Raw genomic sequence first — 26641 nt, forward strand, 5'->3', positions numbered from 1 at the left:
GAACCGGTGGTGTCCATGAAGCGCGCGCTCCTGCTGCTGTCCCTGTTGCCGCTTGCTGCATTCGCCCAGGTGCCCGCGCCCGCCACGCCGGCTCCGGCGCCGGCGCGCCCGGCGCCGAGTGCGCCGGCCGCCGCGCCACCGGCGACAGCGGCACGGCCGCCCGCACCGGCCCTCAGCCCGGCACAGCAGGCGCAGGTGCAGAAGCAGGACGCGGAGATGGGGGCGGCCGCACTGAGGGCCGCGCAGATGGTCGACGCCAACCGCGCGGGCGAGTTGTGGGATGGCGCATCAGCCGTAGCGCGGCGCGCGGTGACCAAGCCGGCCTTCATCAGCCAGCTGACCGCCGACCGCACCCGCCTGGGTGCCTTGAGTGGTCGCGGCCAACCGTCCATTACCCGGGTGAAGTACGCGGCCGGCGCCGTCGTGCCCGAAGGCCTGTACATCAATGTCAGCTTCCCGACCCGCTTCGCCAACAGTGCGCAGCCCGTGCGCGAACTGGTCTCGTTCCGCTTCGATGAGGACCAGGTCTGGCGCCTGGCCGGTTACAGCCTGCGCGCACCCGGGCCCTGAAGGAGAACAGCATGGCGGCCGAACTGACACTGCTGGCGTGGTCGACGCTGCTGGGGTTTGTCTACATCTTCGCCACCTCCACGGTGGTGACCCGCGAGCGGGGCATGAAGTGGAATGCGTCGGCACGCGACGAACAGGGCCGGCCACTCAGCCCGCTGGCAGGGCGGCTGCAACGGGCCCAGTCCAACTTCCTTGAGACGTTCCCGTTCTTCGCCGCCGCCGCGATCGCGGTGGTGGTGGCCGGTCGCAGCAGCGACACCACGGTACTGGCCGCGCAGGCGTACTTCTGGGCACGGGTGGTCTACCTGCCGCTGTACGCCGCGGGTGTGCCCTACGTGCGCAGCCTGGTGTGGCTGGTGTCGCTGCTGTCGATCCTGGCGCTGGTGTTCGCACTGCTGTGAGCCGGGCCTGATCCAGATCAAGGCCGGTCAGCTGCGCGGCGCTATGCTGGCTGCGACTGGATCGATGGTGGGAGGCGCGCATGCGCAGGATGGACGTGGTGGTGGTTGGCGCGGGGCCGGCAGGACTGTGCTTCGCACGTGCGCTGGCCGGCAGCGGGCTGCAGATCGGGCTGATCGAAGCGCAGCCACGCCAGGCGCTCGCCGAAGCGGCGTTCGACGGCCGCGAGATCGCGCTGACCCACGCGTCGCGGCAGAGCCTGGAGCAGCTGGGGCTGTGGGCACGGCTGCCGGAGGCCGAGATTTCCGAACTGCGCGATGCCAAGGTGATGAACGGCGGCTCGCCGTTCGCACTGACCTTCGCCAGCAGCCAGGTCGATGGTCAGCCGCTGGGTTGGCTGGTGCCCAATCATCTGATCCGCCGTGCGGCGTGGGACGCGGTGCAGCGCCAGGACGGCCTGGAACTGTTCGACGGGCGCAAGGTGCAGGGCGTGCAGGCCGATGCGCAGGGCCATGTGGTCACGCTGGATGATGGCAGCAGGCTGCACGCGCGGTTGCTGGTGGCCGCGGACAGCCGTTTCTCCGCAACCCGGCGCATGCTCGGCATCGGTGCGCAGATGCGCGACTTCGGCAAGTCGATGCTGGTGTGCCGCATGCGCGTCGAACGCGACCATCACCACACCGCGTGGGAGTGGTTCGGCTACGGTCGTACGATGGCGCTGCTGCCGCTCAACGAAGGCCAGGCATCTGCGGTGATCACGCTGCCCCCGCGGCGGATCGAGGATCTGCTGGCGATGGATGAGGTAGCCTTCGGTGAGGCCGTCAGCGGCTTCTTCGAGCATCGGCTGGGGGGCATGCAGCCGGTCGCCACGCCGCAGGCCTATCCGTTGGTGGGTGTCTATGCACACCATTTCGCAGGCGAGCGCTCGGCGCTGATCGGCGACGCTGCGGTGGGCATGCACCCGGTCACCGCCCATGGCTTCAACCTGGGCCTGGCCAGTGCCCAGCGCCTGGCGCGGGGCATCGCCGGCCAGCAGCGCCGCGGTGCGGACATCGCCGCGGCCGGCATGCTGGCCGGCTACCAGCGTGGCCATCGGATGGCGGCGCGACCGCTGTACGAGGCGACCAATGCGATCGCCAGCCTGTACACCGATGATCGGCGCCCGGCGCGGCTGCTGCGGGCAGCGGGCCTGCGTGTCGCCCAGGGCGTGGCACCGTTCAGGCAGCTGATCGCCTCGCACCTGACCCAGCGCGTGGCCTGAACAGGGTCAGATCAGCCGGCCGCCAGCACCCGGATCTGGCTGTCGGCGAATTCGACCACCTGGCCTGCGCGGATCTTGCAGGCCTTGCGCAGTTCAACTTCGCCGTCGACCCGCACCTGGCCCTCGCTGATGACCATCTTGGCCTCGCCGCCACTGGTGACCAGGTCGGCCAGCTTGAGCAACTGCTTGAGTTCGACGTAGTCACCGTCGAGGTCGAATTCGAGAATCTGCATGGAGCGGGGTTCCTGGGAAGGGGCGCAGGCCAGCGGCCGGGCCGGGAAGAGGGCGCGTATTGTGCGCCAGCACGGGGCCTGACGGCACGCGAAGGGGAAAGCTGTACGCCTCGTTCAGGATCAATGCGGTATCATTCCGCTCTGAGCGAGTGAAATCTCCTCCGACCGAGCAGCGCCAGGGCACGCGATAAGAAGGGCGCCCAAAGCGCGGACCATCACCTTTTTTATCGCACTGCCAGGAAGACGGCAGTGTCTTCGGAGTTCCCCATGTCCCAAGATTCCCAAGCGCAGCTGCAGTTCGCGCAGCTCGGCCTGTCCGAGCCCGTGATGCAGGCGGTCACCGCCATCGGCTACGAAACCCCGTCGCCGATCCAGGCCGCCACCATCCCGGCGATGCTGGAAGGCCGCGACGTGCTGGGCCAGGCGCAGACCGGTACCGGCAAGACCGCCGCTTTCGCACTGCCCGTACTGTCCAACATCGACCTGCAGCAGATCAAGCCCCAGGCGCTGGTCCTTGCGCCGACCCGCGAACTGGCCATCCAGGTCGCCGAAGCGTTCCAGTCCTATTCGTCGAAGATCCCGGGCTTCCGCGTGCTGCCGGTGTACGGCGGCCAGCCGTATGGCCAGCAGCTGTCGGCCCTGCGCCGCGGCGTGCACATCGTGGTCGGTACCCCCGGCCGCGTGATCGACCATCTGGACCGCAGCACCCTGGACCTGTCCGAGCTGAAGACCCTGGTGCTGGACGAAGCCGATGAAATGCTGCGCATGGGCTTCATCGACGACGTCGAAGCCGTGCTGAAGAAGCTGCCGGAGCAGCGCCAGGTGGCCCTGTTCTCGGCCACCATGCCGCCGCAGATCCGCCGCATCGCGCAGACCTACCTGCAGGACCCGGTCGAGGTCACCATCGCGGCCAAGACCACCACCTCGGCAAACATCCGCCAGCGCTACTGGTGGGTGAGCGGCATGCACAAGCTGGACGCGCTGACCCGCATCCTGGAAGTCGAGCCGTTCGACGCGATGATCATCTTCGCGCGTACCAAGGCCGGTACCGAAGAACTGGCCAGCAAGCTGCAGGCCCGGGGCCTGGCCGCTGCCGCCATCAATGGCGACATGCAGCAGGCCCAGCGTGAGCGCACCATCGCCATGCTGAAGGAAGGCAAGCTGGACATCCTGGTGGCCACCGACGTTGCCGCCCGCGGCCTGGACGTCGAGCGCATCAGCCACGTGCTGAACTACGACATTCCGTACGACACCGAAAGCTACGTGCACCGCATCGGCCGTACCGGTCGTGCCGGCCGCAGCGGCGAGGCGATCCTGTTCGCGACCCCGCGCGAGAAGGGCATGCTGCGCCAGATCGAGCGCGCCACCCGCCAGCCGATCGAAGAGATGCAGCTGCCGAGCGTGGAAGCGGTCAACGATACCCGCATCAACAAGTTCACCTCGCGCATCAGCGAAACGCTCGGCGCCGGCGGCCTGGACTTCTACCGCCAGCTGCTGGAGCGCTTCGAGAACGAGCAGAACGTGCCGCCCATCGAAATTGCTGCCGCGCTGGCGAAGATGCTGCAGGGCGACACCCCGTTCCTGCTGCAGCCGCCGGTGCGTGCCCCGCGGGAAGAGCGTGCGCCGCGCGAGCGCTTCGACCGGGGCGACCGTCCGGAGCGTGGCGATCGCTTCGACCGCAACGAACGTGGCCCGCGCTTCGAGCGTGGTCCCCGCCGTGACGACGCCGAAGGGGGTTTCGAGCAGCGTCCGCGCCGTGAAGTTCCGCCGCGCGGTGCGCCGGAGCAGGGCATGGAGACCTACCGCATCTCGGTCGGTCACCAGCATGGCGTGAAGCCGGCGAACATCGTCGGCGCCATCGCCAACGAAGCTGGCCTGGAAAGCCGTTACATCGGCCGCATCGACATCCACGACGACTTCTCGCTGCTGGACCTGCCGGCGCAGATGCCGCAGGACGTGCTGACCCACCTGCAGAAGGTGTGGGTGTCCGGCCAGCAGCTGCAGATGCGTCCACTGGCTGCCGGTGAAGAGATCAATCAGGCACCGCGTCCGTTCAAGCCGCGCTTCGACAAGCGGGGTCCGGGTGGCCCGGGTGGCCCGCGTCGTGGCGGCCCAGGTGGCCCGGGTGGTCCGGGCGGCGACCGTGACGGCCGTCCGCCGCGTCGTGATGGCTTCAAGCCGCGCGGCCCGCGCAGCTACTGAGCCAGACCTGCCGTGATCGACAACGCCAGCCCTCGGGCTGGCGTTGCTCGTTTGTGGACCCCGGTTTCGCACCGCCCACACATTCAGGGTCATAGGCTGGGCCGGTTCGAAGGGAGGTTGTCACCGCAGCACATTCGGGGGGATCCGGGATGGGTAGGAGTGGCACGGACATTCACAGCCGCCGGGTACCCATGTCCCGTGGGCTGGGGCTGAGGTTTGCGCTGTTGACGGGCATGGCGATCGGGCTGGTCGCATTGTCGGCGCTGATCCAGGAACTGCAGGCGGCTTCGACGGCGTGGATCGCCGGCCAGGGCTACTGGTCGCGTGGCCAGCAGGACGCCACGGCCGCTCTCAGCCGCTACCTGGCGCGGGGGGATGCCCGCGATCTGGAAGACGCCCGCCAGGCCCTGCGCGTGCCGATGGGGGACCTGCAGGGACGCCTGGCGCTGGAGCAGCCGAGACCGGATATCGAGCGTGCCCGACAGGGCTTCCTGCAGGGCGGCAACGCGCGTGCCGATGTGCCGCGGCTGATCTTTTCATTCCGTCACGCCCGTGACCTCGGCGCCTTCCGTGAAGCGACCGCCCTCTGGCGGGCGACCGACGGCGACCTGATGGCCGTGCACCGGCTGGTCGATGAACTGCAGCATCGTCATGCCGACGGTCCACTGCCGGTCGCCGCGCGCGACCGGTACCTGCAGCAGCTCCGTGATCTCGACCGGCGGCTGCAGGTGCAGGCGCAGGCGTTTTCGCAGGCGCTGCTGCGGATGGCTGCCGCTGTAAGGATGGCGACCCTGGTTGTCGGCGGCCTGTCGGTGCTGGCGATCAGCCTGATGGCCGTCGCCCTGGCGCGACGGGTCGGCAAGGATCTGACGGAGCATGAAAGCCGCTTCCGCGCAGCCTTCTACCAGGCCAATGTCGGCATGCTGAAGCTTGATGCTGGCGGCCGGGTGCTGGAAGCCAACCAGGCGATGGCGGACATCCTCGACCATCGCCGTGACGCACTGTTGCAGATGTCGCTGGGTGACCTGCTGATGGAAGGAGAGCTGGTCATCGACGGTGTTGGCCGGATCGACTGGGAGCGGCAGCTGCGGCCGAGCGAGCTGCGCTTCCGCCGTCGCGACGGCAGCCTGGTATGGGGGCGCTGGAGCGGTACCGGCGTGCGCAACACCGGTGGCGGGCTGTCGGTGTTCGCGATTGTCGAGGATGTCAGCCAGAACCATGCGCTGGCCCGCGAGATCGAACACCACGCCAGCCACGATCCGCTGACGGGCCTTATCAACCGGCGCGAGATCGAGCGCCTGCTCGAGCGTGCACTGCTGCAGGTGCGCAGCGAGGGGGGCACGCATGCGTTGTGCTACATCAACCTGGACCATTTCAAGCTGGTCAATGACAGCTTCGGCCATGCCGCTGGCGACCAGATGCTGCGCGGTTTCGCCGACTATCTGGTCGCCGCCGTGCGCGAGGGCGACTGGGTTGGCCGGTTGGGCGCCGACGAATTCGCGGTGTTCCTCGCCCATGCGGGCCAGGATGAGGCCAAGCGCGTGCTGCAGCGGGTGATCCGCAATCTTGGCCAGGCCACGTTCCCGATCAGCGAAGGCAGCCTGCAGCTGAGTTGCAGCATCGGCGTGGTCGAGGTCAGCCAGGAGGCACCCGATGTCAACTGGCTGATGAGCGCAGCCGACAGTGCCTGTTACGCAGCCAAGCAGGCCGGTCGCAACCGCGTGCACTGTTTCAACGAGGACCGCATGGCGCTGGACGAACGGCGGCTGGAGGCCGAGCGCCTGCAGGGCGTGAGCCGGGCGATGGCCGAAAATCGCATGCTGCTGTACGCGCAGCGCATCGCCCGGGTGGGTGACCCGGGCTATCTGCACTACGAGGTGCTGGTACGCATGCGCGACAGCGACGGCACGCTGCATCTGCCCGGCCAGTTCATGCCGGCCGTGGAGCGCTACGGCATGGCGGTGACATTGGACCGGCATGTGCTCGGCCTGCTGTTCCGGCACCTGCAGGTATGCCCGGCGCATGTGCGCCAGCTCGGCCTGTGCAACGTCAACGTGTCCGCACAGTCGATCGCCGAACCCAGCTTCCTGGCCTTCGTCTGCGACCTGCTGGAGCGCAACCGCGTACTGGCGTCCAAGCTCTGCTTCGAGATCACCGAGACGGCCGCGATCAGCAATCTGAGCCAGGCGCGGGCGTTCATCGATGCGGTGAAGGCGCGTGGCTGCCGGCTGGCGCTGGACGATTTCGGCTCGGGTCTGTCCTCGTTCGGGTACCTGCGCCAGCTGCCGGCCGACATGCTGAAGATCGACGGCGCATTCGTGCGCGACATGGATGTCGATCCGGTCAGCCATGCGACCGTGCGCGCGATCACGGAACTGGGCCGCGAACTGCAGATGGAGGTCGTGGCCGAGTGGGTGGAGAGCAGCGAAGTGGCAGGGGCACTGACCCGGCTGGGCGTGCAGGGGCTGCAGGGCTATGCGATCGAGCGGCCGCAGCCGCTGGAGCGGATGACCCTGACCGACCTGCGGCCGGTCAGGCTGAAGGCGGTGAAAGGCCCGCCGGCCGCAGGCTGAACGCTGGTCCGCGACGATTGTCTACACCTGCATGCCACGGACGGCTGCGATAATGCACGCCAGGGGCGACGCGCAGTGGGCGCGGGCGTAAGCAGAACAGGATGTGGCGTGGTCGTCAGGCAGTGGCAGTACGGAACTGGGGTGGTGCTGGTCGTGCTGCTGGTGTGGTTGGCAATGCCGTGGCCTGCGCAGGCCGGTGCGGCGATGCACGGTCCCGACTACCTGCTGGTGGGCGTTGCCACCGCCGAGCCTACGCCCCATCGCGCCTGTACTGCGCAGATGCTGGCCGGGCCACGCCAGCAGGTGCGGGTGCCGGCGCCGCCGGCGGGCTGGTCGGGCGAACCCCAGGCGCTGGATGTGTTCAATGTGTTCGCGGGCGAGGTCCAGGTACGGCACGGCGACCGGGAGATCTGCGGCGACATGCATGATGCGCGTACCCGCGACTCGCGTTTCCGTGCCGGCGTGGGCCTGGTTGCGGTGCCGCCGGCCGGCAGTCACGAGCCATTCCTGGTCTCGTGGCAGACGCCGCTGAAGGATCGTTGGGTACCGACGCTACGGCTCGGCGCACCCAGCCCGGTGCAGCAGAATGACACTGCGCGGCTGCTGGTCCGCGCGGCCTGCATCGCGGTGGCGCTGGCCTTGGCGCTGTCGGCGCTGATGGCCTATCTGACCACCCGTGATCGCAGCTTCCTGGTGTACATCGCGGGTACCGGCGTGCTGGTGCTGTGGCAGGCCATCCTCGGAGGCCTCAGCGGCTATCCGGAGCCGTGGCTGCCGGTCGGCACGCGTGGCGCCTGGTGGCTGCTGGCGCTGACGGCAGCGAGCCAGGCACTGGTGCTGCCTGCCCTGTGGTGGCTGAACGGTGGCGACCGGTTGTGGCCGAAGTCACGCCTGCTCCAGCAGATGGTCCTGTGCGCCCTGCTGGGCGTAGCCGCGCTGGTGCCGTGGCTGCGCTGGGATCAGCTCGGATGGGTCGCGCAGGGGCTGCAGGTGACCTACCTGGCCGGCTGCGGCGTCTCCCTGCTGATGGGGATAGGGGCGCGGTGGCGTGGCGACCGCTGGGCACTGGCTGGATTGGCGGCGCTGGCGCCGATGCTGGTGCTGATCGGAGCCGACGCCTGCGCTGCGGAATGGCTGCTGGAGTACCGGGTGGAGGCGCTGCAGCTGGCGATCACCTGGCTGCTGATGATGGCGGCCTACGCCCTGAACCTGCGGCTGGGACGCCTGCGCCAGCAGCGTGACGAGATGCGCCAGCTGGCCGAGACCGACGGCCTGACCGGGCTGCCCAACCGCCGCGCCGGTCTGCGGGAGCTCGGCCATCATCTGGAACGGGTGGATCGTGAGCGTGGCCCGATGGTGATCGGCTTCCTCGACATTGATCTGTTCAAGGACATCAACGACCGCCACGGGCATGAGGTGGGTGACCAGGTACTGGTCGCCGTGGCCCGTGCGCTGCGGGCCGCCGTGCGCAGCCAGGACCAGGTGGTGCGGATGGGCGGCGAGGAGTTCCTGCTGCTGATGCCGGGGATGCCGCGCGAGGCGGCGGCGGCGCGGCTGGATCGCCTGCGCCAGCGCATCACCGAGGCCTGCCAGGCCCTGCAGGTGCCGGGGCTGGAGGTGACCGCCAGCATCGGCCTGGCCCAGTGGCGGCCGGGCGAGGACGACCTGGCCGCGCTGCTGCGCCGGGCCGACCATGCCATGTACGTGGCCAAGCGCGCGGGCCGTAACCGGGTGTTCGACGGCGAAGAACTGGATCCACCCGCACCAGCATGAACCTGACAGGGCGGCGATGCCGGATAATAGGGCGATGACCACCCGACTCAACAAACATATCGCCGATACCGGCTTCTGCTCCCGTCGCGAGGCCGACCGCCTGATCGCCGCCCGCCGGGTCACCGTCAACGGCCATCCGGCCGGCACCGGTGCCGTGGTCGGCGAGGGCGACCAGGTGCTGGTCGACGGCCAGCCGCTGCGTGCCCGTACCGCACGCAAGCCGGGGGCGCGCCGCCACGTCTACATCGCGCTGAACAAGCCGGTCGGCGTCACCTGCACCACCGAAAGCTCGGTGAAGGGCAACATCGTCGACTTCGTCGGCCACGAGCAGCGCATCTTCCCGATCGGCCGCCTGGACAAGGAGTCGGAAGGACTGATCCTGATGACCAGCAATGGCGACATCGTCAACCAGATCCTGCGTGCCGAGAATGGCCACCAGAAGGAGTATCTGGTGGCGGTGAACAAGCCGGTCACCGACGAGTTCCTGCGCGGCATGGCCCGTGGTGTGCGCATCCACAACCAGATGACCCTGCCTTGCCGCACCTCGCGCATCGCCAAATTCGGGTTCCGCATCACCCTGGAGCAGGGCCTGAACCGGCAGATCCGCCTGATGGCGGCGGAGTTCGGTTACCGCGTCACCCAGCTGCGCCGCGTCCGCATCGACAACATCAAGATCGGTGCGCTGAAGCCGGGCCAGTGGCGCAACCTGACCGAGCAGGAACTGCACGGCCTGCTGCCGCAGCAGCAGGACTGGTGAACGACAGCGGTCGGACGTCGGCCCGGCCGCGCATCGGATAGACTCCGCCGAGACCTGCCGGAACATGACGCTGCATGATCAAGCCCGACAAGCCCGCCAATGAAGCGCTTCGCCTGGAAGCGCTGTACCGCTACCGCATCCTTGATTCGGAACGCGAGAGATCGTTCGACGATCTGGTGGTGATCGCCAAGGCGGTCTGCGGCACGTCGATGGCGGCTGTCACGCTGATCGACGTTGAGCGGCAATGGTTCAAGTCGATCCAGGGCATCGATGCCACCGAGACCCTGCGCAGCGAATCGATGTGCGGCCATGCGATCCTGCAGCCGCAGGAGGTGATGGTGGTCGAGGACGCACTGCAGGACGTGCGCTTCCATGACAATCCGGTGGTGGTGGGCGATCCGCACATCCGCTTCTACGCCGGCGCACCGCTGATCAGTTCCGACGGACTGCCGCTCGGGACGCTGTGCGTGTTCGATGCGCGCCCGCAGCATCTGGAACGGGCCAAGGCCGAGGCACTCAGTGCGCTGTCACGGCAGGTAATGCTGGTGATGGAGCTGCGCCGCTTTGCACTGGACATCCAGAAGCACATGCTGGAACGCGATGACTACGAACGCCTGTTGTCCGAGTATCACGATGTGCTGCTGGCACAGAACGCGGATCTGGCCGAACAGAGCCGTACCGATGCACTGACCGGGCTTCCGAACCGGCGGGCGATGGCGGTCGCGCTGGAAGAGTCCCTCGCCGATGCCGATGGCCAGCCACGACAGGTTTGCGTGGCATTGCTGGACATCGACCACTTCAAGAGCATCAATGATTTCCACGGGCATGCGACCGGTGACCGTGTGCTGGCCGAACTGGGGGCATTGCTGCGCGCGCATTTCGCCGGCGGCGGAACGGCGGCGCGGTATGGCGGCGAGGAATTCGTGGCGGTGATGCCGGACACGGATCTCCACGCGGCAGGCGTGCAGTGCGAGTTCCTGCGTATGGCCGTGGGCACCCTGCCGCTCGGCTTTCCGGTTACGGTCAGCATCGGCGTGGCCATGCATCGCGCCGGCGACAGTGTCGACCAGACCCTGGCCCGTGCCGACGCGGCGCTGTACCGGGCCAAGGGCAACGGACGCAACCGCGTGGAGTTCGCGGACTGAGCCGGCCGTCCGCAACCGGCGGCCCCATCGCTGCATGGCGCCGGGTCGCAGCGGGTGCGAACGCTCCGGGTCACCATGGTTGCCTTGTTTCCAAGGATGACCACCATGCTGCAGACCCTGGCCGTCGCCAATTATCGCTCGCTGCATACGCTGGTGCTGCCGTTGCAGCAGCTGAACGTGATCACCGGCGACAACGGCAGCGGCAAGTCCAGCCTGTATCGGGCGCTGCGCCTGCTGGCTGAAACCGCCCAGGGCGGGGTGGCCTCAGCGCTGGCGCGCGAGGGTGGGCTGGGCTCGGCGCTGTGGGCAGGGCCCGGCAGGATCGACCGCCGGGTAGCTGCAGGCGAGATTCCGCTGCAGGGAGGGCCGCGACAGGAGCCGGTAGGCCTCAGACTGGGTTTCGCCACCGATGACTACGGCTACGCCATCGACCTCGGTTACCCGCCGCCCAGCCTGTCGGCATTCGCCCTGGACCCGCAGATCAAGGCCGAAGCAATCTGGGCCGGTCCCTTCCTACGCACAGCCAGTCAGCTGGTGGATCGCCGGGGCGGGATGGTGCGGCAGCGCCATGCACGTGGCTGGGATGTGCTGGACGACCGGTTGTCGCTGTTCGACAGCCTGTTCACCCAGGTAGCTGATCCGCAGCGCATGCCGGAGACCTTCGCCCTGCGCGAGTACATCCGGCGCTGGCGCTTCTACGATCACTTCCGCAGCGATGCCGATGCCCCGGCACGGCAGCCGGCGATGGCCACGCGTACCCCGGTGCTGCACCACGATGGCCGCGATCTGGCCGCAGCGTGGGTGACCATCCTGGAAAACGGTGACCCGGTCGCGCTGGCTCGCACGGTGGACGATGCCTTCCCCGGGGCTTCGGTGGGATTCGAGGTGCTGGATGGACGGATGGTGCTGCGGTTCCACCAGCCCGGCCTGCTGCGGCCGCTGTCGATGGCCGAACTGTCCGACGGCACGCTGCGTTTCCTGCTGCTGGCTGCTGCCCTGCATACGCCGCGGCCGCCGCCGCTGATGGTGCTCAACGAACCGGAAACCAGCCTGCATCCTGACCTGCTGCCTGCGTTGGCGCGGCTGATCGTGGCGGCCAGTTCACGCAGCCAGGTGTGGGTGGTGTCGCACGCCAGCCGCCTGATCGCCGCTCTGGAGCAGGCGCCCGCATGCCATTCCGTGCATCTGCACAAGGAACACGGCCGCACGCTGCTGAGCGGGCAGGGCCTGCTGGACGCGCCGGCATGGCACTGGCCGCGGCGGTGACGTGCCCGCTCATTCAGCGACGTTGCGGGCCTCCGCGGTGCCGAGGATTTCCGGATGCTGCAACGGCTTGCGGCGGTTCAGCAGCGGATGCAGGAAGACCGCACCGACGATGATCGCCACGCCCAGGTAGAACCAGGGAGTGACTTCGTGCTGCTCGCGCAGCAGCAGTACCGCCAGCAGCACCGCATACACCGGTTCCAGGTTGGTCACCAGCTGCACGGTGTAGGCGCTGAGGTGGCGCAGCGCGACCAGGGCGAGGGCGAACGGCAGCAGGGTGCAGATACCCGCCAGTACCAGCAGCAGGATGCCGTCGTGCAGGTCCGGCACCACCCACAGCGGGCTGGCCAGGGCCGGCAGCAGGTAGGGCATCAGCGGCGCAAGCAGGGTCAGGGTCAGGGTGCCGGCCCCCAGTTCAAGCGCAGTCACCGTCAACGGATCGGCGTGGCTGACCATGCGCTTGTTGAGCGAGCCGAACACCGCCACCAGCAGTGCAGACAGCGCGCCAACCAGAACCCCCAGCCGCATGCCATCCGGCACGCCCCCCACCACCAGCGCCACGCCCGGCAGAACTGCCAATCCGAAGGCCAGTTCGCGCAGCTGGAACGGACGCTTGGCCACCCACGGCTCGATGATCGAGGTGAACACCGGTGCCAGCGCGATGCAGGTCGCCGCCACCGAGGCATTGGCCAGTTTCACCGCACCATAGAACGTCAGCCAGTGCAGGGCGACCAGCGCACCGATGCCGGCGTATCCGGCCACCACCCGCAACGGCAGCGTGCGCAGGCCGCGCCACACCCGTGGCAGCAGTGCCAGCATCGCCGTCACCAGCAGCATGCGCCACCACACCAGCGGCAGCGCCGGCAAGGTGATCAGCTTGCCCAGGATGGCCGTGACGCCCCACAACAGGACACAGAAGTGGATCTGCCAAAGTGCTTTGCGGGTGTCGGGCGTGCTCATCCGCCTATTGTGCGGCAAGGCGGTGACCGCTGGGCGTCGGCAGCTCGATCCTGGCCGCGTTTACCGCCCCTGAGACCCGAGCAGGTCGTCCAGCCGCCGCTGCAGGGCCATCGCCGCGGCCGGATTGCGTGCCTTGCCGGCACCGATGCAGAGCAGGTACACCTCTCGTGGCGTCGATGGGGCGGATCCGGCAAGGCATGGCAGGTCGTCGACCGGCTCGCCGACGGCCCAGCGCCGGGCGCGTTCGGCCCAGCGCTGCTGCGTGGCGGCAGGCAGCCCCTGCAGCAGACGGGCCTGGCTGCGCTTGATGCGCGCGTAGACGAAGCTGGCGGTGACGTCGCCGTGCAGCGGGGCTTCGTCGCTGTCTTCGATGACCAACGCCACCCCGTGCCTGCGCGCGGCAGTGACCAGGGATGCGCTGTGCACCTGCGGATTGCGGATTTCAACAGCGTGCTGCAGCGCCACGCCATCGAGCTGCTTCGGCAGCTGGGCCATCAGCGCGTCCAGTGCCCCGGCATCGGCAGGATGGCGGGGATCGAACTGCCACAGCAGCGGCCCGAGGCGGTCGCCCAGGGCGATCGCTGCCTGCAGGAACGGCGCGGCGGCCTCGACGGTGCCGGACAGGTCGCGACGCTGCACCAGATAGCGGGGTGCCTTCAGGGAGAAGCGGAAGCCGGCAGGAGTCTGCGACGCCCACTGCGCGCACTGGGCCGGGGTCGGGGTGCGATAGAAGGTGCCGTTGATCTCGATGCAGCGCGGGGCACGGCTGGCGTGCGCCAGTTCCTCCCGCTGCGGCAGGCCGGGCGGATAGAACATGCCGCCGCGCCATTCCGGGAACACCCAGCCGCCGATGCCGCAGCGGATGGGGGCGGGTTCCGCCGCGGTCACTGGCGGTGGTCCGCGCGCCAGGGATCGTAGCTGCCGAACCACCACACATAGCCTTCCGGATCGGCACAGGCGTAGCCACGGCCGCCATACGCCTGGTCGGCAATGTCGATCACGATGCGCGCGCCGGCCGCCTTGGCCCGCGCGTAGTGCGCGTCGGCGTCGCTGACGATCACGCAGGCGCTCTGGGTCTGGCGGCCCCCTGTTTCGTCAGGCATCACCGCCAGCTTCGACCACGCGCTGTCGTTGCTGGTCGAACCCAGCATGATCATGCCGTGCCCGAACACCAGCTGCGCGTGGAACACCACGTCGCCATCGGCGTACACCGCCTGCGCCTGGAAGCCGAACGCGCGCTGCAGCCAGTCGATCGCCGCCAGCGCGTCGCGGTAGCGCAGGCATGGAATGATGGTGGATCCACTGCTTGATCGGCCGTTCTCGTCCATGGCACCCCTCCTATGGCACAGGGCACGATGCGCCGGCGACCGTTACCATCCCGCGAAACCCCGGTGATGGCCTGCACATGGCCGCGACCCCTGCTCGGAGATGGTTCTGGATGAATACCTGGATTGGAGGAGCCGTGCTGCTGGCCTGCACGACCATGGCGAATGCTGCAACGCCCCCGCAGCTGCAGGATCTGGATGCGACCGTCGAGCGCGTGCGTGCGCAGTTCGACGTGCCGGGCATCGCCGTTGCCGTGGTCAAGGACGGCAAGGTGGTGCTGGAACGCGGCTGGGGCGTGCGTGAGCAGGGCAGGCCGGATCCTGTGCAGGCCGATACCCTGTTCGCGATCGCCTCCAATACCAAAGCGTTCACCGCCACCTCGCTGAACCTGCTGGCCGAGGACGGCAAGCTGAAGATGGACGACAAGGTGATTGACCACCTGCCGTCGTTCCGCATGTCCGATCCTTTCGTGACCGGGCAGATGACGATCCGTGACCTGCTCTCGCATCGCAGCGGCCTCAGCCTGGGCGCGGGCGACCTGCTGTTCTGGCCGGCCACCGCCTACAGCAATGCCGAAGTGGTGGAGCGGCTGGGCAAGGTGCCGTTGAAAGGGGGATTCCGCGAGAGCTATGCCTACGACAACATCCTGTACGCCGTCGCCCAGCAGGTGATCGAGCACGTTTCCGGCATGAGCTACCAGCAGTTCCTGCAGACCCGCATCTTCGACAAGGTGGGCATGGCGGGCACGCGCTACAACGCCGACCACCTGCGGCCCGGCGACAAGGCGGCCGTCGGACACGCCAAGTACGATTTCAAGGATCTGCGCACCGTCGCACCGCTGACCTGGTCGAACAATGCCGGGGCCGGCGGCATCTATTCCAGCGCGCACGACATGGCGCGCTGGATGCAGGTGCAGCTGGCCGAGGGCGCGCTGGCCGATGGCAGCCCGCTGTTCACCGCGAAGAGCCAGCAGCAGATGTGGCGCATGATCACGCCGCAGTCGATTCCGGCGCCGAGCGTGCCGGAGCTGGCACCGGCGCGGCCGAACTTCGCCGGTTACGGCGAAGGCTGGAGCCTGAGCGATTACCGCGGGCAGAAGCTGGTCTGGCACACCGGTGGCTGGCCGGGCATGGTCTCGCGGCTGACGCTGGTGCCGGGCGAGAAGCTGGGGGTCGTGGTGCTGACCAACCAGGAAGTGGGCGCTGCGTTCAACGCGATCACGCTGAGCGTGCTCGATGCCTATCTGAGTGCGGAGAAGCACGACTGGGTGGACGCCTATGCCAAGGCCGTGGCCAAGGGCCAGGACAAGGCCGATGAGGCCTGGGCCAAGCACCAGGCAGCGCGTGTCAGGGGCAGCACTCCCTCGCTGCCGCTGGCCGGTTACACCGGCACCTTCCGCGACCGCTGGTATGGCGACATGCAGATCAGCACGGAAGGCAAGGGGCTGCGCCTGCGCTTCATGAAGACCGCGCAGCTGAGCGGCCGGCTGGAGCACTGGCAGCACGACACCTTCATCGTGCGCTGGGACGACCGTTCGCTCAATGCCGATGCCTTCGTGAACATCAGTCTCGACCCGGATGGCAAGGTGCGCGAGGTGCGCATGCAGCCGATCTCCGACCTGACCGATTTCAGCTTCGACTTCCAGGACCTGCTGTTCACCCCGGTCAACTGACGCCGCATGATCGGCAGCGCCGGGCCATGCCCGGCGAACACGGGCCGGCGCTACCGGCACCGCGCATCGTCGGTTGGCGTACACATCCGGCATGGGATACTCCGTCGGTTGCAAGAGGCGAGGGAATGCGATGTTCCGTTGGTTTGAATCCCTGATTCCGGTGTTCCCGCCCGTGGACGGGCGGATGCCGCCGCGCAGGGTGCTGCCGTTCTACCTGCACTACCTCCGGCCGGTGTGGCCGGTGCTCTTGGCCACGCTGATTGCTGGCCTGCTGCTGGCGCTGGTGGAAGTGGCGATGTTCGATTACCTGGGCCGCATCGTCGACATGGTCGCCGAGCAGCCCGGTGCCGGCTTTTTCAAACGTCACGCCAATGAGCTGGGCTGGATGCTGTTCATCACCGTGATCGCGCGCCCGGTGCTGGTCGGCCTGCACAACCTGCTGGTCAACCAGGCCATCGTGCCAGGCCTGAGCAATCGTTCGCGCTGGTTGATGCACAACTACGTGGTACGGCAGAGCCTGAGCTTCTTCCAGAACGACTTCGCAGGCAGCGTCGCCAACCGGGTGATGCAGACCGGCACGTCGCTGCGCGAATCGGCCGTGCAGATGGTCGACTCGCTCTGGTACATCGTGGTCTATACCGGCACCGCGCTGTATCTGTTCGCACAGGCCGACTGGCGATTGATGATGCCGTTGCTGCTGTGGCTGATCGCCTATGCGGTGATCATGGTCTACTTCGTGCCGCGCGCGAAGGAGCGGGCATGGATCGCCTCGGAAGCACGCTCCAAGGCGATGGGTCGCATCGTCGATGGCTACACCAACATTCCTACGCTGAAGCTGTTCGCCCATGGCGGCCGCGAGCAGGCCTACGTGGCCGAGTCGATCCAGGAGCTGGCGGTCAAGCACCGCGCGCAGACCCGGGTGACGACCGGCATGGACCTGGCCATCGCCATCGTCAACGGCTTCCTGATCGCCGGGACCTGTGGCCTGGCACTGTGGCTGTGGAACGGTGGCCACATCACCGTCGGCGCGATCACCTTGGCGACGGGCCTGGTCATCCGCATCCACAACATGTCGGGCTGGATCATGTGGACCATCAACGGCATCTTCGAGGACATCGGTACGGTGCAGGACGGCATCACCACCATCGCCCAGCCGCTGACCGTGCAGGACCGTGAGGACGCCGTGCCGCTGCAGGTCACCCAGGGCGGCGTGCACTTCCAGGATGTCCATTTCCACTACGGCAAGAAGGGCGGCGTGATCGCCGGCCTTGACCTGGTGGTGAAGCCGGGCGAGAAGATCGGCCTGGTCGGGCCCTCCGGTGCCGGCAAGTCGACCCTGGTCAATGTGCTGCTGCGGCTGTATGACCTGGAAAGCGGCCGCATCCTGATCGACGGCCAGGACATCGCGCATGTCACACAGGAGAGCCTGCGCCAACAGATCGGCGTGGTGACCCAGGACACCTCGCTGCTGCACCGCTCGATCCGCGACAACCTGCTGTACGGGCGCCCGGATGCCACCGATGATCAGTTGCGTGCTGCGGTCGCCAAGGCGCGTGCGGAAGCGTTCATCGACACGCTGGTGGACGGGCAGGGGCGCCGTGGCTACGACGCACATGTCGGCGAGCGTGGGGTGAAGCTGTCCGGCGGCCAGCGCCAGCGAATCGCCATTGCCCGCGTGCTGCTGAAGGACGCGCCGATCCTGGTGCTGGACGAGGCGACGTCGGCGCTGGATTCCGAAGTGGAAGCCGCGATCCAGGACAGCCTGGACGAATTGATGGGAGGCAAGACGGTGATCGCGATCGCGCATCGGCTGTCGACCATCGCGCGCATGGACCGTCTGGTGGTCATGGACCAGGGCCGGATCGTGGAAACCGGCAGCCATGCCGAGCTGATCGCGGCCGGTGGCTTGTATGCGCGGCTGTGGGCACGGCAGACCGGCGGGTTCGTGGCGGCCGACCAGTAGCCGTTTCGGCTGCGGCCGTTCCGCGCAGGGCGTGGATGCGGCGCAAAGAAGAACGGCCCGGTTGCCCGGGCCGTTCATCATCCACATCCAGCGCAGCCGCTTACTCGATCGGCTGATCCAGCATAAGCTGGCGGGCGAAGCGCACCGGCGGTGCGCCGTAGGACAGCATCTGGTCGTGGTAGGCCTTCAGGTTGAACTTGTCGCCCAGCTTGTCCTGCATCGCCTTGCGGGTGTCGAAGTGCTCCTGCGCGCCCACGAAGTAGGTCGGCAGCTGCGCCGAGGTCAGCTGCGCGCGCACCCACTTGCCGGCCGCTTCGCTCTCCTGCTGGAACGCGTCGTGGGTCATCAGGTGCATCGCCTTCTCGCGATCCCAGTTGTCCACGTGCACGCCCTGGTCGAGGATGGCGTTGGAGATCGTGCGCAGGTAGAACTTCAGCTGCACCAGGTGGAACAGCGGATCGTTGTCGAGGTAACCCTGCTCCTGCATCATGCGCTCGGTGTAGACCGCCCAGCCTTCGGCGAACAGGCCCGACCGCAGTACTGCGCGCAGGGTGGAGGGGAACTTGGCCGAATGCCAGCCTTCCAGGTAATGGCCCGGCGTGCCCTCATGGATGCTCAGCAGGTGGATCATGCGCGAGTTGTACTCACGCAGGAAGGAATCGACCTGCTTGTCGTTCCAGTCGTCGGGAATCGGCGACACCGCGTAGAAGGTCTTCAGGTTCTTGTCCAGCGGGCCCGGCGAATCGCAGTAGGCCACGGCCACGCCACGCTGGAATTCCGGCATCAGGATGATGTCCACCGGCGCATCCGGCAGCGTCATCAGGTCGTGCTCGCGCACGAACGCGGTGGACTGGTCCAGCGCGGCCTTGGCGTCGTCGACCACCTTGTCACGTGCCGGCTTGTCGGCGTAGGCCAGTTCCAGCGCGGCCTCGATGGCCTTCTGCTGCTGCTCGTCGGTCGGCTGCGCCGGCATCTCCGGCGCGCCCGGCTTGTCCTTCAGCACCGTCTGCGCGATGCCGTACATGTCTTCGCGCACGCGCTTGAGCTCGGCACGCGCGCGCTCACCGATCTCCTGCCGCGACAGCGAAGAACTGAGGGCGAACTTGAGCTTCTGGTCGTACTTCTCCGCACCGATGCGGAAATCACCCTTCGCGTTCGGCACGAGGGTCTTGTCCAGCCAGGTCTGCTGCTCGTCCACGGCCTTCTTCAGGCCATCGATGGCGGCCTGCAGGCGCTGCTGGTCGGCCTGCGGCAGTTCGCCGATATGCGGGGTGATGAAGGTATCGACGATGCTGAGAATGCCCTTGTTCTGCTTGGCCACCGTCTCGGCATGGATCTTCGGCACACGCGCCGGATCGAGGTTCTCGCGGGCCTGGGCGAAGATCGCCGGCAGCTTTTCCATGCGCGCGGTGGCCGACTTCAGCCGTTCCGGCAGCGGCGCGAACTCGCGTGCCATCAGGCCGTAGATCGCGCTGCCGGCGATGCCGTTGTACAGCTGCGGATCCCACTTGCCGGACTGCAGCACTTCGGCGTTCCAGATTTCCGACTGCAGCTGGTTGCGCAGGATGGCGGCATCGACCTGGTTCTCCCGGCCCAGCTTGGCCACGTCGATCCTGTCCAGCTCGCCCAGCAATGCCTTGTAGGCGGCGACAGTCTTCTGCTGGCCGGCCGCACTCAGGTCGTCGATCTCGCTGTCGTAGCGGTGGTCGCCGATCTGGGTGGCGCTGACCGGGGACAACTGCATCCAGGTGTCCAGGGCGCGCTTGGACAGATCGGCAAAGGCCGCATCGGCTGCCGCGTCACCGGCCTGCTGGCTGGCGGCGGAGGTGGAACCGGCGGTCGGGGCGTCGGCCTGCTGGCAGCCGGCGAGGGCGGCGACCAGGGCGAGGGCAAGAAGATGCGGGCGCATCGGCATTCCTGTACGGGGTCAAACCCCGAGCATAGGCCGCCAGGGCTGCTTTGTCCCCGTGCCATAGGATTACCATTGGCACCTACACGGACCCGCCAGCGGAGAAAAGGACATGGAATACCAGGGAAGCTGCCATTGCGGCAGGATCGCATTCACGGTGCAGGCCGAGGCCCCGATCAGCGACGTCATCGACTGCAACTGCTCGATGTGCCGCCGCCGCGGCAGCCTGCTGTGGTTTGCGCCACGCGAGGCATTCCAGCTGCAGACCGATCCAGCCGATGTGGCCACCTACCAGTTCAACAGGCACCACATCGACCACCACCATTGCCGCGAGTGCGGCACTGCACCGTACGGCGAGGCCGTGGATCCGCGCAGCGGTGCGGCCATGGTGGCGGTCAACGTACGCTGCCTGCCGCAGGTCGACCTGGCCGGCCTGTCGGTGACCTCCTACGACGGAGCCGCAGCGTGACGGTCCGGTATGGATGGGTGGGCGCATTGACCGTGCCCGCACTCGTGCTGGCCCTGGCGGCCTGCGCGAAGGTGGAGCACGCGGCCGGTGGCGGTGGTGCCGCAGCCGAAGCCGAAGCCGTGGCGTCGCCCGAAGGCGCCTTCCTGGCCTATGAACACGACGTACAGGTACAGCTGGACGCGGAAGCGATCGCGCCGCGCATCCAGCAGGTCGCGCAGGCCTGCCAGAGTGCGAAGTTCGGTGACTGTGCGGTGCTGCAGGTGGACCAGCGCAGTGGCGATTCACCCAGCGGCGAGGTCCGGGTGCGCATCGCGCCGAAGGGCGTGGAGCCCCTGATCGGCCTGGCGGGCGAGGGCGGCTCACTGCAGTCGCGCACCACCCGCGCCGAGGATCTTGCACAGCAGGTGGCCGATACCGCGTTGACCAAGGCACGGTTGGAGAAGGAACACGCACGCCTGCTCGCCTACCAGGACCGTGGCGGTCTGAAGATCGAGGATCTGCTGGCGATCAGCACGCGCCTGTCGGAGATCGAGGCGGGGGTGGAGCAGGCCAGCAAGGACGCCGCGCAGCAGCGTCGCCGCATCGATACGCAGCTGCTGACGCTGCACTTCGGTACCACCTCCGGCGAGCGCGGCCGCAGCGAGATCGGCGATGCGCTGAGCGAGTCGGGCAGCATCCTCAGTACCAGTATCGCCTTCCTGATCCGTGCGGCGGCTGCATTGCTGCCGGTCGCGGTACTGGCATTGATCGCAGGATGGGGTGTGAGGGCGGGGTTGCGTCGCCGCCGTCGGACGCCGTAACGCGCGGGTTCGCCGGGCCACGCCCGGCGATGCTCAGCCTTCGTCGGTCTCGTATTCGACGAACACGTCCAGCTCCAGCGCAAGCTCCTGCACCGCGTCACGAACCTTCTGCGCGGTGCTTTCGTTGCCCACCTCCACCTCCAGTTCGTGGATGCCCGGACCGATGTCATCGGACAGTCCTGCCGAACTGGAGTCATCGTCGTCCATGTGTGGCATCAGATCGTCGGTTTCCTCGACATGTTCGATGCCTTCCAGGCCCAGCAGCAGGTCGCTGATCGCACGGGCGTCGTCTTCGGTTCCAGTAATGCGCATTCGCAGCAGGGCCATGGCAGATGCAGGTCGTTGTGGAGGTATCCGCAGCGTAGCCAGCGATGGGCAAAGACCGGGTGAGGGCCTGGTCAGCCGGGCGTGGGCGCGCGGCCGAGCAGACTGTCGGGCAGTGCCGGGATCGGTGTGCGGTCGTCCTGTGCCTGGCCCAGCAGCCAATCGATGAACAGGCGTGCGGCAGGACTGGGCGGCTGGCCTTCGGCATGCACCACGTAATACGCATAGCGGGCCTTCAGGGCGGGCCCGGGCAGCCGCACCACCTCGTAGCGCTGCAGGTAGGGTTGGGCGATGTGGGTGCGCGCCAGCACCGCGCCCATGCCATACACCGCGGCCCGCATCGCATCGGTGCTGTCGGCGAAGGTGTGCATCGGCGGCAGCGGCGAGGGCGGACGTACGCCCGCATGGCGGAACCAGTCGCGCCAGCCCTGCGGCGAGAGATCGGTCAGCAGCGGCAGCTCGGCGATGCGCGCCGGATCGTGCAGGGCTTCCACGCCCGGCAGCGCCGGCGAGGCGACCGGGAACAGGCTGTCGTCCATCAGGTGTTGCGCGTGCAGCCCCGGCCACTGGCCCAGGCCATAGCGGATGCCCACCTCCGGTCCGTTGTCGTCGTAGCGGTCCAGGCCGCTGCCGGTGTGCAATTCCACCCGGATGTGCGGATGCGCCTGGGTGAAGCGCGGCAGGCGTGGCAGCAGCCAGCAGTACGACAGCGAGCGCAGGGTGGTGATGCGCAGCGGCACGCTGTCCGCATCCGGATGCAGATTGTGGGCGACGGCGGCGACATCGGTGAACGCCGCACTGGCGGCGTCGGCCAGCTGCCGGCCTTCGGCGGTCAGCCGCACGCCGCGGGCATGGCGCAGGAACAGGCGGGTTTCCAGCACCTCTTCCAGGCGGCGGACATGGTGGCTGACCGCGCTGGCGGTCAGGTGCAGTTCCTGCGCGGCCTGGGCGAAGTTCTGGTGGCGCGCGGCGACCGCGAACACGGCCAGGGCAGGGAGCAGGGAAGGGCGTAGCTGCATGTCCAGCCTCAAACCATATTTGTGGCTGGCAGCGATACTACGCGCTTGTGCGGCGGGCGTCTGCGTCTGATCCTGTTGCACCAACCGAGGAGTGGATGATGGACGGAGGCAGGGCATGAATGCGGTCCCACAGGCGGCCGAGCGCGACTGGCGCACACCGCTGGAGTTGACCCTGCTGGGCGCCATCTGGGGGTGCTCGTTCCTGTTCATGCGGGTGGCGGTGCCATCGTTCGGCCCGTTCGCCCTGGTCGAGGTGCGTCTGCTGCTGGGGGCACTGGTACTGCTGCCGTTCCTGTGGCGCGCGCGGGCGCAGTTCCCGCCGCGGCGCTGGCTGTGGCTGGCGCCGATCGGCCTGGTCAACTCGGCGTTGCCGTTTGTGCTGTTCGCCTACGCCGCCGAGCACGCACCGGCGGCGATCGGTGCGATCTGCAATGCGATGACGGTCCTGTTTGCCGCGCTCATCGCCTTCCTGTTCTTCGGCGAGAAGATCGGTGTGCGTCGCGCGGGTGCGTTGCTGGTCGGCTTTGCCGGCGTGGTGGTGCTGGCGACGGCCAAGGTCTCGGGCCTGGGCATCGGCACGGCCGTGCTCGCCGGCGCCGCGGCATCGCTGCTGTACGGACTGGGGGTGAACCTGGTGAAGCGGCACATGGCGGGCCTGCCGTCTGCTGCCGCGGCGGCGGCGACGCTGTCCTGCGCCTCGCTGTGGATGCTGCCGATGGCGGTGAGCCATTGGCCGCAGGCCGCGATTCCGCTCAAGGCGTGGGGCGCGGCGATTGCCTTGGGCGTGGCCTGCACCGGGCTGGCGTTCCTGATGTTCTACCGTCTGATCGGCCGCATCGGCCCGTCGCGTGCATCCACGGTGACCTACCTGATTCCACTGTTCGGTGCGGCGTTCGCGTGGTTGTTCCTGGGTGAGCCGGTGACGCTGCAGATGCTGATTGCGGGTGCGTTGATTCTGGGTAGCGTGGCGGTGAGCCAGAAGGGCTGATGCGTTGGCGTTTTGCGCGTGGCGCGTGCTGAAGGTGCTTCACTGTTCATGGGCGTTACTTTTCTTTGTACGCAAAGAAAAGTAACCAAAAGAAACGTTCCGCCGACCGCGAGCCGATGCGCGTTGCGCATCGGTACCCTGCGCTCCTCGGCCCGTCGAGGGACGGCGCGGGAACTCGCTGCGCTCAGACACCCGCGCCTCTTCGCCCTCGCCGGACCTGCGGTGCTCGGCTCGCTCAAGGCGGACCCAGATCAAAGTCCACAGCTGCACCCAGCAGATCCACGTCAAGCGTGGATGCTGTTGCTGTTGCTGGTGATCTTGACCTTCAGTCCGCCTTGAGCGAGCCGAGCATCGCAGGGGAATCAGGGGCGGAGAGGTGCCGATGTCTGAGCGCAGCGAGTTCGGCACCGTCCCCTGATTCACCGAGAAGCGCAGGGGACCGACGTGCGAAGCACGGCGGCTCGCGGCTTGGCGGCGCGTTTCTTTTGGTTACTTTTCTTTTCGCGCGAAAAGAAAAGTAACGCCCATGAACAGTGAAGCACCTTCAGCACGCGCCACGCGCAGTAAGCCAGGCTCCTACCGCACCGGCACCGGAACATTGCACAGATCGATATGCCCAGCCGGACGCTTGTAGAAATCATCCACGCGATTGCGTCGCGCCTCCACCGTATCGGCGAAAGTCTTTGAATCAGTACGCAACACCTGGATCGGCGTGCGTTCGGCGGCCGCCACGTCGCTGGCACGGCGGATCGAAATGATCGGCGTGCGCAGTTTCGGGTCTTCATAGAAGCCCATCGGCGCCGGGCCGCGCGGGATCGCGCTGAGCAGTTCCATGCCCTTCAGGACGCGACCGACCAGGGTGATGTTGCGGTCCAGCTGACGTGGCGACTGCCCGGTCACCACGTACAGTTCGGCACCGATGCTGCTGTCCTCGTCGTTGTTGCGACCGGCCCCCAGCATGCCGTAGCAGTGCGCCAGCCAGGCCTTGCCGGCCTGCGGATCCTGTCCGACCGGGAAGCCATCGACGAAACCGGTCTGCGCCGCCCAGCCATCGCGGTCCGGCAGCACGCTCACCTTCAGGCCGGCGCTGGCACGCTCGAACTCGGCCGGCAGCTTGCGCGCGGCACTGCCGAACGGCCTGGCCTTGGCCGGGTCATCGGCGTCGGCATCGCCGAACTGCACGACGAAGTTGTCCTGGGAACGGTAGATGCTGGTGCCGTCCCAGAAGTGCTCGTGGGCGAACGTCTGGATGTTGGCGACATGGCGTGGTGCGAACTGGGGCGCCAGTTCGATGATCACCCGGCCGGCAGGCAGATCCATGTACAGCAGGTTGGCCGGGTCGGGGGTGCGCCAATCGCTGGCGGCCGAGGCGTCAAGGATCTGCTGCGGGCTGCGGTAGGGCGTCGCTGCGCTGGCCAGCGAGGGCAACAGGCAGGCCAGGGCGAGGGCGGTCAGGGCAAGGCGACGACGGTGCGGCATGGAAACCCCGGAACATGAACGAGCCCTCGATTCTGCGCGAGCCGCAGGGCCACGCCAACCGGCAGGATGACTAACGACACATTCGCTATACCGAACTTCGCACTACTGTGGACTTCAACGTAGTGGAGGGCCGGGCATGTCGGAAGACGACATCCACCTGAAGAAGTTCCAGAAGGAGCTCAGCGCCGGAACCGTGTCGCTGGCCCTGCTGGCGGTGCTGGCCCGTACCGGCGAGCCGCTGTACGGGTACCTCATCGCCAAGGAGCTGGAGCGCGTGGGCGAGGGCGTGCTGAGTGGCAAGCAGAGCGCGCTGTACCCGGTGCTGCGCAACCTGGAGAACGGCGGCCTGCTGGAGAGCCATGTCGAGCCCTCCAGCAGCGGGCCGCCCCGGCGCTACTACCGCATCAATGACCGTGGCCGCGAAGTGCTGGCGCAGTGGCGCCAGGCCTGGCAGGCCACCCGTGATTCCGTCGATTCCGTGTTGGAGGGGGTACCGCAATGAACGACCCGAGCCTGGCAGGCCGCGCCCTGCCGACCACCATCCCGCAGTACCTGGCGCAACTGCGCGAGGCGCTGCAGGGCGCCGATCCGGCGATGGTGCAGGACGCGCTGTATGACGCCGAGGAATACCTGCGTTCCGAGCTGGCCGCCCAGCCCGGTCGCAGCGAGGCGGAGGTGATTGCCGATGTGGCCGGCAGCTACGGTGCGCCGGATGAAGTGGCGGAGATCTACCGCGAAACGGAAGTCACCGTGAACCGCGCATTGCGCACGCCGCGCGCCGACACCGCGCCGGTGCTGCGTGTGGCAGCCGAGGCCAGTGGTGTGGAACCGGCCGCGGCACCGCCGGTGCCGGTGCCGCGCTCGCTGCTGTCGCGCTTCTTTGGCGTGGTGGCCGATCCGCACACCTATGGCGCGCTGTTCTACATGCTGCTGTCGCTGGCCACCGGCATCTTCTTCTTCACCTGGGTGGTGACCGGCCTGTCGCTGTCGCTCGGCCTGCTGATCCTGATCATCGGCGTGCCGTTGACCGTGCTGTTCTTCGGTTCGGTGCGCGGGCTGGCACTGCTGGAGGGGCGCCTGGTCGAGGCGCTGCTGGGCGAGCGCATGCCGCGGCGGCCGCGCTATACCGACCGCAGCCGCAGTTGGCTGCAGCGTATCGGCGACATGTTCACGGACGGCCGCACCTGGCTGACCCTGTTGTACTTCGTGCTGATGCTGCCCTTGGGCATCGTCTACTTCACCATCGCGGTGACGCTGCTGTCGCTGTCGCTGGGACTGATCTGGGCGCCGGTGGCAGCGATCTTCAGCGGGGAAATCCCGGGCGTGTACGTTGATGGCGTGAACGTGCTGCCGATGGCTGCCTCGCCGCTGGTCGGGATCGTGGTCGCCGCGGCGGGTGCCCTGCTGCTGCTGCTGACGCTGCACCTGGCACGCGGCATCGGCAGGCTGCATGGCCTGATCGCCAAGAACCTGCTGGTGCGCCTGTAAGCGACAAGGGGTCGGATCCCTGTTCGCAGAACAGGGCTCTGACTCCGTTCGAGCGGGGTGCCGGGGTC

General features: G+C 67.7%; 24 protein-coding genes. 16 read left to right on the top strand and 8 right to left on the bottom strand.

Annotation, left to right across the window (positions count from 1 at the left end; genetic code table 11):
* Positions 1-15 precede the first annotated feature (15 nt).
* The 3 genes from AC5P5M_RS07895 (at position 16) to ubiM (ending at position 2230) form a co-directional block, all read left to right on the top strand.
* Positions 16-570 carry a DUF4019 domain-containing protein gene (locus AC5P5M_RS07895; RefSeq protein WP_065174673.1) on the top strand — a complete coding sequence of 185 codons (555 nt, stop codon included), beginning with the start codon at positions 16-18 and terminating at the stop codon, positions 568-570.
* Positions 571-581: 11 nt separating this feature from the next.
* Positions 582-971 (top strand): MAPEG family protein, encoded by a 390-nt coding sequence (locus tag AC5P5M_RS07900; RefSeq protein ID WP_065181158.1) that lies wholly within the window; start codon positions 582-584, stop codon positions 969-971.
* 80 nt (positions 972-1051) lie between these two features.
* On the top strand, positions 1052-2230 hold the full coding sequence (ubiM, locus tag AC5P5M_RS07905) for a 5-demethoxyubiquinol-8 5-hydroxylase UbiM (protein ID WP_065181159.1): 1179 nt from the start codon (positions 1052-1054) through the stop codon (positions 2228-2230).
* Positions 2231-2241: 11 nt separating this feature from the next.
* On the opposite strand, the gene AC5P5M_RS07910 is transcribed toward ubiM, so the two are convergent.
* Complete coding sequence (locus tag AC5P5M_RS07910) at positions 2242-2463, bottom strand: RNA-binding S4 domain-containing protein (RefSeq protein ID WP_014036469.1); 222 nt, start codon at positions 2461-2463, stop codon at positions 2242-2244.
* Positions 2464-2730: 267 nt separating this feature from the next.
* Here AC5P5M_RS07910 and AC5P5M_RS07915 point away from each other — a divergent pair, with 267 nt between their 5' ends.
* From AC5P5M_RS07915 to AC5P5M_RS07940, 6 genes are all read left to right on the top strand, one after another.
* Complete coding sequence (locus tag AC5P5M_RS07915) at positions 2731-4665, top strand: DEAD/DEAH box helicase (RefSeq protein WP_495205738.1); 1935 nt, start codon at positions 2731-2733, stop codon at positions 4663-4665.
* Between the two features lie 149 nt (positions 4666-4814).
* Positions 4815-7238, top strand: coding sequence for a putative bifunctional diguanylate cyclase/phosphodiesterase (locus tag AC5P5M_RS07920; protein ID WP_065174677.1), 2424 nt, complete (start codon positions 4815-4817; stop codon positions 7236-7238).
* A gap of 174 nt (positions 7239-7412) precedes the next feature.
* The gene (locus AC5P5M_RS07925; RefSeq protein ID WP_080375311.1) at positions 7413-9011 is read left to right on the top strand and encodes a sensor domain-containing diguanylate cyclase; all 1599 of its coding nucleotides are present in this window, start codon (positions 7413-7415) and stop codon (positions 9009-9011) included.
* Between the two features lie 34 nt (positions 9012-9045).
* Positions 9046-9768 carry a pseudouridine synthase gene (locus AC5P5M_RS07930; protein WP_053518769.1) on the top strand — a complete coding sequence of 241 codons (723 nt, stop codon included), beginning with the start codon at positions 9046-9048 and terminating at the stop codon, positions 9766-9768.
* A 74-nt stretch (positions 9769-9842) separates the two neighbouring features.
* On the top strand, positions 9843-10913 hold the full coding sequence (locus AC5P5M_RS07935) for a sensor domain-containing diguanylate cyclase (RefSeq protein WP_495205739.1): 1071 nt from the start codon (positions 9843-9845) through the stop codon (positions 10911-10913).
* Between the two features lie 105 nt (positions 10914-11018).
* Positions 11019-12179, top strand: coding sequence for an AAA family ATPase (locus AC5P5M_RS07940; protein ID WP_180875680.1), 1161 nt, complete (start codon positions 11019-11021; stop codon positions 12177-12179).
* A gap of 9 nt (positions 12180-12188) precedes the next feature.
* Here the strand turns inward: AC5P5M_RS07940 and AC5P5M_RS07945 are convergent, their stop codons facing one another.
* The 3 genes from AC5P5M_RS07945 to AC5P5M_RS07955 are packed head-to-tail and all read right to left on the bottom strand — an operon-like array spanning position 12189 to position 14464.
* A complete protein-coding gene (locus AC5P5M_RS07945) occupies positions 12189-13136 on the bottom strand; it encodes a DMT family transporter (RefSeq protein ID WP_283219677.1) in 948 nt (315 codons plus the stop codon).
* Between the two features lie 60 nt (positions 13137-13196).
* A complete protein-coding gene (locus AC5P5M_RS07950; RefSeq protein ID WP_495205740.1) occupies positions 13197-14024 on the bottom strand; it encodes a DUF72 domain-containing protein in 828 nt (275 codons plus the stop codon).
* Entirely contained in the window at positions 14021-14464 is a 444-nt protein-coding gene (locus tag AC5P5M_RS07955) for a VOC family protein (RefSeq protein WP_128990037.1), read from the bottom strand. Before AC5P5M_RS07955 ends, AC5P5M_RS07950 begins: the two co-directional genes overlap by 4 nt.
* A 110-nt stretch (positions 14465-14574) precedes the next feature.
* Here AC5P5M_RS07955 and AC5P5M_RS07960 point away from each other — a divergent pair, with 110 nt between their 5' ends.
* Both AC5P5M_RS07960 and smrA read left to right on the top strand, forming a co-directional pair.
* Positions 14575-16134: a serine hydrolase gene (locus AC5P5M_RS07960; RefSeq protein ID WP_128990035.1), complete on the top strand. Its 1560-nt coding sequence runs from the start codon at positions 14575-14577 to the stop codon at positions 16132-16134.
* A gap of 130 nt (positions 16135-16264) precedes the next feature.
* Positions 16265-18097 carry a multidrug efflux ABC transporter SmrA gene (smrA, locus tag AC5P5M_RS07965; protein ID WP_128990033.1) on the top strand — a complete coding sequence of 611 codons (1833 nt, stop codon included), beginning with the start codon at positions 16265-16267 and terminating at the stop codon, positions 18095-18097.
* Between the two features lie 100 nt (positions 18098-18197).
* On the opposite strand, the gene AC5P5M_RS07970 is transcribed toward smrA, so the two are convergent.
* Positions 18198-20006, bottom strand: coding sequence for a DUF885 domain-containing protein (locus tag AC5P5M_RS07970; protein WP_164150793.1), 1809 nt, complete (start codon positions 20004-20006; stop codon positions 18198-18200).
* A 112-nt stretch (positions 20007-20118) separates the two neighbouring features.
* On the opposite strand from AC5P5M_RS07970, the gene AC5P5M_RS07975 reads away from it, so the two are divergent.
* Positions 20119-20475: a GFA family protein gene (locus AC5P5M_RS07975; RefSeq protein WP_495205741.1), complete on the top strand. Its 357-nt coding sequence runs from the start codon at positions 20119-20121 to the stop codon at positions 20473-20475.
* Complete coding sequence (locus tag AC5P5M_RS07980; protein ID WP_231108659.1) at positions 20472-21275, top strand: DUF4349 domain-containing protein; 804 nt, start codon at positions 20472-20474, stop codon at positions 21273-21275. The genes AC5P5M_RS07975 and AC5P5M_RS07980 overlap by 4 nt, the downstream gene beginning before the upstream one ends.
* A 33-nt stretch (positions 21276-21308) precedes the next feature.
* On the opposite strand, the gene AC5P5M_RS07985 is transcribed toward AC5P5M_RS07980, so the two are convergent.
* Positions 21309-21602, bottom strand: a complete 294-nt coding sequence (locus AC5P5M_RS07985) for a hypothetical protein (protein ID WP_053518791.1) — start codon at positions 21600-21602, stop codon at positions 21309-21311.
* Between the two features lie 71 nt (positions 21603-21673).
* Positions 21674-22618, bottom strand: a complete 945-nt coding sequence (locus tag AC5P5M_RS07990; protein WP_180875677.1) for a LysR substrate-binding domain-containing protein — start codon at positions 22616-22618, stop codon at positions 21674-21676.
* Positions 22619-22733: 115 nt separating this feature from the next.
* On the opposite strand from AC5P5M_RS07990, the gene AC5P5M_RS07995 reads away from it, so the two are divergent.
* Positions 22734-23606, top strand: a complete 873-nt coding sequence (locus AC5P5M_RS07995) for a DMT family transporter (RefSeq protein WP_065174688.1) — start codon at positions 22734-22736, stop codon at positions 23604-23606.
* A gap of 576 nt (positions 23607-24182) precedes the next feature.
* Here the strand turns inward: AC5P5M_RS07995 and AC5P5M_RS08000 are convergent.
* Positions 24183-25085, bottom strand: coding sequence for a peptidylprolyl isomerase (locus AC5P5M_RS08000; RefSeq protein ID WP_111185799.1), 903 nt, complete (start codon positions 25083-25085; stop codon positions 24183-24185).
* Between the two features lie 136 nt (positions 25086-25221).
* On the opposite strand from AC5P5M_RS08000, the gene AC5P5M_RS08005 reads away from it, so the two are divergent.
* Together AC5P5M_RS08005 and AC5P5M_RS08010 are read left to right on the top strand one after the other, a co-directional pair.
* Positions 25222-25587, top strand: a complete 366-nt coding sequence (locus AC5P5M_RS08005; RefSeq protein ID WP_053519902.1) for a PadR family transcriptional regulator — start codon at positions 25222-25224, stop codon at positions 25585-25587.
* Positions 25584-26573 (top strand): sensor domain-containing protein, encoded by a 990-nt coding sequence (locus AC5P5M_RS08010; RefSeq protein WP_111185795.1) that lies wholly within the window; start codon positions 25584-25586, stop codon positions 26571-26573. Before AC5P5M_RS08005 ends, AC5P5M_RS08010 begins: the two co-directional genes overlap by 4 nt.
* Positions 26574-26641 lie beyond the last annotated feature (68 nt).

The organism is Stenotrophomonas sp. YJH_SMC_106-19 (assembly GCF_059368375.1).